6 protein-coding genes are annotated in these 7,610 nt (G+C 63.4%); 1 reads left to right on the top strand and 5 read right to left on the bottom strand.

Going from position 1 to position 7,610, the window contains the following annotated elements; translation table 11 throughout:
• Nucleotides 1–159: 159 nt before the first annotated feature.
• From AC5ZG1_RS35525 to AC5ZG1_RS35510, 4 genes are read right to left on the bottom strand one after another with little or no spacing between them, the layout of a single operon-like run.
• Nucleotides 160–1,785 (bottom strand): ABC transporter ATP-binding protein, encoded by a 1,626-nt coding sequence (locus tag AC5ZG1_RS35525; protein ID WP_496135659.1) that lies wholly within the window; start codon nucleotides 1,783–1,785, stop codon nucleotides 160–162.
• Nucleotides 1,782–2,612, bottom strand: a complete 831-nt coding sequence (locus AC5ZG1_RS35520) for an ABC transporter permease (RefSeq protein WP_496135658.1) — start codon at nucleotides 2,610–2,612, stop codon at nucleotides 1,782–1,784. The genes AC5ZG1_RS35525 and AC5ZG1_RS35520 overlap by 4 nt, the downstream gene beginning before the upstream one ends.
• A gap of 1 nt (nucleotide 2,613) precedes the next feature.
• Nucleotides 2,614–3,591 carry an ABC transporter permease gene (locus AC5ZG1_RS35515; protein ID WP_496135657.1) on the bottom strand — a complete coding sequence of 326 codons (978 nt, stop codon included), beginning with the start codon at nucleotides 3,589–3,591 and terminating at the stop codon, nucleotides 2,614–2,616.
• A gap of 24 nt (nucleotides 3,592–3,615) precedes the next feature.
• The gene (locus tag AC5ZG1_RS35510; RefSeq protein ID WP_496135656.1) at nucleotides 3,616–5,232 is read right to left on the bottom strand and encodes an ABC transporter substrate-binding protein; all 1,617 of its coding nucleotides are present in this window, start codon (nucleotides 5,230–5,232) and stop codon (nucleotides 3,616–3,618) included.
• A gap of 437 nt (nucleotides 5,233–5,669) precedes the next feature.
• Between AC5ZG1_RS35510 and AC5ZG1_RS35505 the strand changes: the two genes are divergently transcribed.
• Nucleotides 5,670–5,969, top strand: coding sequence for an HU family DNA-binding protein (locus AC5ZG1_RS35505; RefSeq protein WP_028164358.1), 300 nt, complete (start codon nucleotides 5,670–5,672; stop codon nucleotides 5,967–5,969).
• Nucleotides 5,970–6,360: 391 nt separating this feature from the next.
• Here AC5ZG1_RS35505 and AC5ZG1_RS35500 read toward each other — a convergent pair whose 3' ends face one another.
• Nucleotides 6,361–7,338: an ABC transporter substrate-binding protein gene (locus AC5ZG1_RS35500; protein ID WP_496135655.1), complete on the bottom strand. Its 978-nt coding sequence runs from the start codon at nucleotides 7,336–7,338 to the stop codon at nucleotides 6,361–6,363.
• Nucleotides 7,339–7,610 lie beyond the last annotated feature (272 nt).

Genomic DNA, 7,610 nt, shown 5'->3' with positions numbered 1-7,610 from the left:
GCCAGCATTCACCTCTGAAGAATGCGCGAACTATCTCGAAAATTCAGGTTATCGAACCTAATGCCATCACGCTTTAGTCGGGCTTTCCGCCGCCTTGGCAGTCACGGACAAGAGCGGATTCCTTCAGCCGCTCTGTTCGGATTGCGGCCAAATCGAACGCTACACGCTCACCGTCTCGTGCTCGCGCGCGAACTCGCCGCCGGGAATCGAATCCAGCAGCGCCTTCGTGTAGGGGTGCGTCGGGTTGCCGAACACTTCGGCGGCCAATCCCTGCTCGACGACCGTGCCATCCTTCATGACGGCGACGAGGTCGCAGATCTGCGCGGCGACGCGCAGGTCGTGGGTGATGAAGATGATGGAGAGGCCGAGCCGCTGGCGCAGATCGGCCAAGAGCTTCAATACCTGCGCCTGCACGGAAACGTCGAGCGCGGAGACCGGCTCGTCCGCGACCAGCACGTCAGGCTTCAGCGCCAGTGCCCGTGCCAGCCCGATGCGCTGGCGCTGGCCGCCGGAGAATTCATGCGGGTAGCGATCGCCGGCGGACGGATCAAGCCCGACCAGTTCGAACAATTTCCTGGCTTCGGCAATCGCCGTGGCGCGCGGCGTGCCGTGAACAATGGGGCCTTGCGCGACCAGCTCGGCGGCCTTTCGGCGCGGGTTGAGCGAGGCAAACGGATCCTGGAACACCATCTGGATATGCCGGGTCTGGCGGCGGACTTCCTCGCGCGACAGTTTTGCCCAGTCCTTGCCGTTGAGTACGGTCGATCCGCTATCGGGATCGATCAGGCGTACGATGCAGCGCGCCAGGGTCGACTTGCCCGAGCCGGATTCACCGACGATGCCAAGCGTTGCGCCCTTGGGCAGATTGAGAGAAGTGTCCTTGACTGCGGCCGTGACGCGTGCGCCACGTCCCAGGAAGCCGCCGGTGCGATAGGTCTTTGAGACGTTGGCAATCGTCAGGATGTTCTCGCCCGAGAGCGGCCGTGGCGGCGGTGCTTTCAGCGGCGGAACGGCTGCAATGAGCTGCCTGGTATAGGGGTGCGCCGGATGGCTCAGCACCTCATGAGCCGTGCCTTGCTCCACGATCCTGCCGTGCTGCATCACCACGACGCGATCGGCGATCTCGGCGACCACGCCGAAATCATGGGTGATGAACAGCACCGCCGTCTTCTTGCGTTGCTGCAGGTCGCGGATCAGCTTCAATATCTGCGCCTGCGTGGTGACGTCGAGTGCGGTGGTCGGCTCGTCTGCGATCAGGAGCTTTGGGTCGAGCGCCAGCGCCATCGCGATCATGGCGCGCTGGCGCTGGCCGCCGGAAAGCTCATGCGGATAGGCCTTTGCGGCCAGCTTGGGATCGGGAATGCGGACGTCGGCGAGCAGCGCCAGCACGCGCGCGTTGATCTCGGCCTTCGATAGTTCGGTGTGGATCGAGAACATTTCGCCGATCTGGTCGCCGATGGTGCGCAGCGGGTTGAGCGCGGTCATCGGCTCCTGGAAGATCATGGCGATGCCGGCGCCACGCACCTCGCGCATCTCGGCCGTATCGGCGGCGCAGAGATCGCGGCTCTCGAACAGCATCCGGCCATTCTCGATTTTCACCTCGTTCGGCAATAGCCGCATGATGGTGTTCGCCATCATCGACTTGCCGGAGCCGGATTCGCCGACCACGCAGAGGATCTCGTTCGAGGCGATCGACAGCGAAACGTCCGACAGCGCATGGGGCCGGTCGGCGCCCTCCGGCAGGCGCACGCTCAACTTCTCGAGCGAAAGAATGGCGTCGCTCATCGGCTCTTCAGCCTCGGATTGAGCGCATCATTCAGCCCCTGGCCGACCAGCGATACCGCGAGCACGGTGACGAGAATGGCGATCCCAGGGATCGCCGAGACGTACCACTGCACGCGCAGCACGTCGCGGCCGAGCCCGATCAGATTGCCCCACGAGGCGACATTGGGATCGGATAGTCTGAGGAAAGCGAGCGCGCTCTCCAGGAGGATCGCGACCGCCATCACGACGCTGGCATAGACGATGACCGGCGGCAGCGCATTGGGCAGAATCTCGCCGAGGATGATCTTGATGTCCCGCATCCCCAGCGTCTTGCCGGCCTGGACGAACTCGCGGTTGCGCAGTGAGAGGAACTCGGCACGGGTCAATCGCGCCGGCGCCGGCCAGGATACGACGCCGACCGCAATGGTGACGGTCGTCAGCGTCGAGCCGAACACCGCGACCAGCACCAGCAGCAGCACGAAATTCGGCAGGGTCTGGAATGCCTCTGTGATCCGCATCAGGACATTGTCGACCCAGCCGCCATAATAGCCGGCAAAGGCGCCGACCAGGATCCCGATCAGGATCGCGATCGCCGTCGCGACGCCGCCGATCAGAAGCGAGATCCGCGCGCCGTAGAAAATTTGCGCGGCGATATCGCGCCCGGAATTGTCGGTGCCGAGCAGGAAACGCGGGTTGGAGAACGGCCAGATCAGCGGGCGCCCTGCGAGCGACAGCGGATCGCGCGGATAGAGGAAGCCGGCGCTGATCGCCATCCCGATCACGACGAGTAGCAGGACCAGGCCGATCACCGCGGCGGGGCTGCGGAAATAGCGTTTCAGCGCGTCCATGTCAGCTATCCGCCGAGATCCGCGGATCGAGCCGCGCATAGAGGAGGTCGGTCACGAAGTTGACCACGATCACGAGCAGGGCCGAGACGAAGACGATGCCAAGCAGCGTGTTGAGGTCGCGCTGTACCACGGACTCGTAGGCCAGCCGCCCGAGGCCCGGCAGCGAGAACACGCTTTCGACGACGACCGAGCCGCCGAGCATGGTGCCGGCCTGCAGTCCGATCAGCGTCACCATCGGCAGCAGGGCATTGCGCAGCACATGCCGGGTCACGACGTGGGTCTCGTCCAGGCCTTTGGCGCGGGCGGTGCGGACGAAATCGAGATTGAGCACCTCAAGCATCGAGGCGCGCATGATGCGCAGGTAAATGGCGAGGAAGATCAGCCCGAGCGTGAAGGTCGGCAACACGAGATGCCTTGCAATGTCGAGCATGCGCCAGATGCCGGTCTGCACGGTGCCGATATCCTCGAAGCCGCCCGACGGCAGCCATTGCAGGTAGACCGAGAACGCAACGATCGCCATCAGGCCGAACCAGAACGAGGGCGTCGCATAGAAGATCAATCCGAGCGTCGAAATCAGCGTATCCGGCCAGCGGTTGACGCCGCGCGCGGCGATCACGCCGAACACGAGGCCGAAGAAGAACGCGAACGACAGCGACGCCGTCATCAGGAGGATGGTCGGCGGCAGCCGCTCCAGGATCACGGAGGCGACCGGCTTGCCATAGATCGAGGAGAAACCGAGATCGAGTCGGACCAGGCGCCAGAGATAGTTGGCGAGCTGCATCGGGATTGACAGGTCGAGCCCGTAGAACTGACGCAATTCGCGCGCAGTCGCGGCGTCGCCGCCGCCCATTTGCGCCATCAGCGCGTCGACGGTGTCGCCCGGTGCCGTCTGCAGCAGCAGGAAGACGCCAATCAGGATCAGGAACAGGGTCGGGATCGAGGCGGCGAGCCGCCGCCCCGCAAGGCTCAAGATGCGCATGGTCTCATCTTGACGTATTGAGGATCACGCGGAAAGCCAAAGATCGTGCCAGCTCGACGAGCCCCAGCGGGGCGTGTTTGAGTGGTTGCGGGCTTTTGCCGTGATGACTGTGACGAAGATCTGCTCGATCGGCATCCAGACCGGCAGTTCCGTATTCACTTCCTTGACGAACTCGGCATAGAGCGCCTTGCGCTTGACCGGATCGACCTCGGTGGCCGCATCGTCGATGGTCTTGTCGACTGTCTTGTTTTCCCAGTCCCATTGATTGGTCCAGGGCGCGCCCTTGGGCTGGCCGGATCGATACCAGACCGTGGTCGATACCGCGGGATCGTTGCGGTACTGGTGCCAGCCGGTGGCGAGGTCGAAGGCGTGGTCGTCGTAAACCTGCTTCAGGAACCCGCCGCCGTCATTGCGCACGATCTCCACGGGGATGCCGATCTCCTGCAGCGATTGCTGGATGAAGGTCGACCACAGCGAGATGTCCTCGCCCCACGGTGCGGGCAACAGCCGGAGCGAGAAGCGCGTGCCGCCGGGGCCCGGCTTGTAGCCGGCTTCATTGAGCAGCGCGACCGCCTTGGCCTTGTCGTAAGGATATTGCGGCGTGTCCGCACCCGGGTAGAAGTCGGTCGAGGTCGAGGGGATCGGGCCGGTGCCGAGCTTGGCGAAGTCGCCGAGGAAGTTGTCGATGAAGAACGGCACGTTGATCGCATGCGCGATGGCGCGGCGGACGCGGATGTCGGAAAGTTCGCTGCGGCGGAAGTTGAACTCGATCGTGTTGGTGCGCGCGTTGCCCTCGTTGCCCTTGGTGGAGACGATGAAGCGCTTGTCCTTGCCGAGCCGCGCCATGTCCGAGATCGTAAGTCCCGAGAACGGGCTGTAGTGCAACTCGCCGGCCTCCATCTGCGCCGCGGCGGCGGCGCGGTCGGTGATCACCTTCCAGACGATGCGGTCGAGATAGGGCGCGTTCGGCCGCCAGTAGTCGGGATTGCGGTCGGCGATGATGTATTGCCCGCGTTCATATTTGACGAACTTGAACGGGCCGGTGCCAACAGGCGCCAGATTGGTCGGGTTCTGGCGGATGTCGCCATTCTCGTAAAGGTGCTTAGCCGAGACGTAGCCGAGGTCGGGCAGGGCGCGCAGCAGCAGGTTGAGCGGCATCGGCCGCTCGTAGCGGAAGATCGCGGTCTGCGGATCGGGCGTATCGACGGCGGTCAGGAACAGTTGCAGCGTCGAGCCATAGTTCAGGATCTTCTTCCACATGTTCATCGCGGTGAACGCGACGTCATCGGAGGTGAACGGCTTGCCGTCGTGCCAGGTGATGCCCTTGCGCAATTTGAAGGTGACGGTCTTGCCGTCGGGGGTGGCTTCCCAGCTCTCGGCGAGCACGCCGACCGGCTTGCCGTCGGCGTCGAGGTCGACCAGGTTCTCCTGGATCTTGCCGCCGATGATGTAGACGCCGGTCGAGGCCTGCAGGCTCGGATTGAGCTGGCGCTGCTCGGCGCCGTAGTGGACGTTGAACACGCCGCCCTTGCGCGGCGTCTCCTGCGCAAATGCCCGCATCGGGTTGATGACGTTGGCGGCGATGGCGGCCGACGTCAGAAGTGCGGTGCGGCGGTTGATCTCGAGGCGGGCCAAATCCATACAAGGTCTCCAGAAAGTAGCGTCGGGCAGCGCGCGGCGTGGGGCCGCAGGCCGTCTTTAGCCGATGTTGTGTGGGAAGGGGAACCCCAGGTCATTTTCTCAATTGCCGCGCAATCTGAACGATCATTGTCCTGGCCCCACACCAGACCGGCGTTATCGGCTGCGGCTCAGTGAGGCGAGCTTCGGCAGGGACCGCGAATCACTGAGTGCGAATCTGCAGCGGAAAAATAGGGGTCGGCAGGGTGCCGGATGGCCCGTTCGCGGGCGTAGAGAGATGCTGTCGGAGGCAATGGAGGGCCTCGACCAGCGAAAAAACCCGGGAAAAATGCAGGATTCCGGTGTATCAGCGGCGATATAGCTGTGAAGAATGCTGAAAACCCTGTTTTTTTAGCCGGTTTCCGCCATAACGTGCCGTTTCCAGAATCAATGGAGCAACCATGGCTACCCAACTGTCGAAGTCGCAACTGATCGAGAAGATCGCGACCACCACCGAACTCTCCAAGCGCGACGTCAAGAACGTGATGGATACCCTCACGGACGTCGGTCATAAGGAGCTGAAGAAGAACGGCGTGTTCCTCGTCCCCGGCTTCGCGAAGTTCGTGGTGATCAAGAAGCCCGCGACCAAGGCGCGCAAGGGCATCAACCCCTTCACCGGCGAAGAGACGGTGTTCAAGGCCAAGCCGGCCCGCAAGGTCGTCCGGGCTCGCCCGGTCAAGGCCGCCAAGGACGCGGTCTAAGGCAAAAGGCCTCCGGAAGCGGGGGCCTTTTTGCTATAAGCGCGCCCGGCGTTCGCGTGAGGCCTGACCCTCTATTCCTCCGCAACGCGGGGCGCGGCAATCGGCGCTCGTGGGAACAAGCCATCAAAGCGAAAGCCCCACGAGCAAGGCCATGCAGGCCAGGTGGCCGGCGACGATGAGCGCAAGATGAAGAGGACCGGGCATCCGACGTCTCCTCGCTTTACGACACCTCTCCCGCTTGCGGGAGAGGTCGGCGCTTAGCGCCGGGTGAGGGCTCTCTCCTCACGGATGGTCCCATCGTGGAGACACCCTCAGCCCAATGTTCTCCCGCAAGCGGGAGAGGGGGCGCAGCGTCCATCGCGGCGGCACCAACCGCCCTTTCAAGAGACAATCAATTCAGACTGGCGCCCGCGGTGAAGCTGCGATCGACGGCTTTGCCGACGTCGAGCGTCTTCGACAGGATGCCGTAGCGTGTGGCGCGGTCGGAGGCTTCCTGCACTTCCTTGACCACGTTCTCGTCGATCGCGATCGGGCTGGTCTTCTGCGCGGTATAGGCGCTCAGCAGCACGTCCTCCGGAAGTTTGGTCAGCTCGGCCGTGTTCTTCGCATAGTCGGCGAGATGATCGAGCGACCACAGCCGTGCCTTGTTCAGTCGCTGCAGCAGGTCCTGCACCGCGGCGCGCTTGGTGGCGATAGCGTTATCGGAGGCGACAATGAAGGTGATCGTCGGCGTCAGGCCCTGGCCGTCGGCAACGACGCGTGCTTTGTCCTTCAGCGTCGCAAACGAAATATAGGGCTCCCACACCGCCCAGGCGTCGATCGATCCCGCAAGCAGCGCGATCTTGGCGTCGACCGGACCGAGCGGCGCGAAGGTCGCGTCCTCGAGCTTGTAGCCGGATTTCTCCAGCGTCGCGTCGATCAGGAATTGCCCCCAGCCGCCTCGCGTGCCGGCGAGACGCTTGCCCCTGAGATCAGCCGCGGTCTTGATCGGCGAATCCTCGCGCACCAGGATGGCTTGCGTTTTGGCCTCGGAGCGCGTGCCGCCGATCGCCTTGATCGGCGCGCCCGACGCATAGACCGACAAAAAGGAAAGGTCGCCGGTATAGCCGACGTCGAGCGCGCCCGCGTTCAAGGCTTCGAGGATCGGCGCGGCCGCAGGAAATTCCGACCACTCGATCTTGTAGGGCAGATTCGTTCCGAAACCTGAGATGTCGAGCAGCGAACGGTTGCCGCCCTTCTGGTCGCCGACCCGCAACACGATTGCGTCGTCGGCCAGCGCTGCGAGAACTGAGGAAAGGGTGATTGCGGTAGCGACGAAAGCAGTCGCCAGCTTGCGCGTAACGGAGTGAAAGCGAGTGAGCCTGCGCATGTCCATCTCTTTTGTGATTTCATTCGCCCATTGCGCAGAGAGCACATGAGCGTTCCATCGAGTCTATGAGCGAACCCCGCGCAGTCAACGAAACGGAAATCTGTATTGCCGCGGCTGGCGACAAAGAACGTCTCGTTGGGTTCCTCGGCGGAGAAGGCGCCACGCGCACCGTTACAAGAGGGCTAAATTCCCGCGCGATTTGCGTCAGTACGTGCGCTGCCGACGATCGCGTCACGACGAAATCGTTTCATCGTCCGCCGCTGGGATCGTGG

This window comes from Bradyrhizobium sp. Leo78, assembly GCF_059512425.1.
Note: the sequence above shows the minus strand (reverse complement) of the source record. Positions and strands in the feature narration are given on the sequence as shown.

Coding starts and splice junctions, on each gene's coding strand:
- AC5ZG1_RS35525 (WP_496135659.1), bottom strand. CDS start 1,785: ATGAGCGACGCCATTCTTTCGCTCGAGAAGTTGAGCGTGCGCCTGCCG.
- AC5ZG1_RS35520 (WP_496135658.1), bottom strand. CDS start 2,612: ATGGACGCGCTGAAACGCTATTTCCGCAGCCCCGCCGCGGTGATCGGC.
- AC5ZG1_RS35515 (WP_496135657.1), bottom strand. CDS start 3,591: ATGCGCATCTTGAGCCTTGCGGGGCGGCGGCTCGCCGCCTCGATCCCG.
- AC5ZG1_RS35510 (WP_496135656.1), bottom strand. CDS start 5,232: ATGGATTTGGCCCGCCTCGAGATCAACCGCCGCACCGCACTTCTGACG.
- AC5ZG1_RS35505 (WP_028164358.1), top strand. CDS start 5,670: ATGGCTACCCAACTGTCGAAGTCGCAACTGATCGAGAAGATCGCGACC.
- AC5ZG1_RS35500 (WP_496135655.1), bottom strand. CDS start 7,338: ATGCGCAGGCTCACTCGCTTTCACTCCGTTACGCGCAAGCTGGCGACT.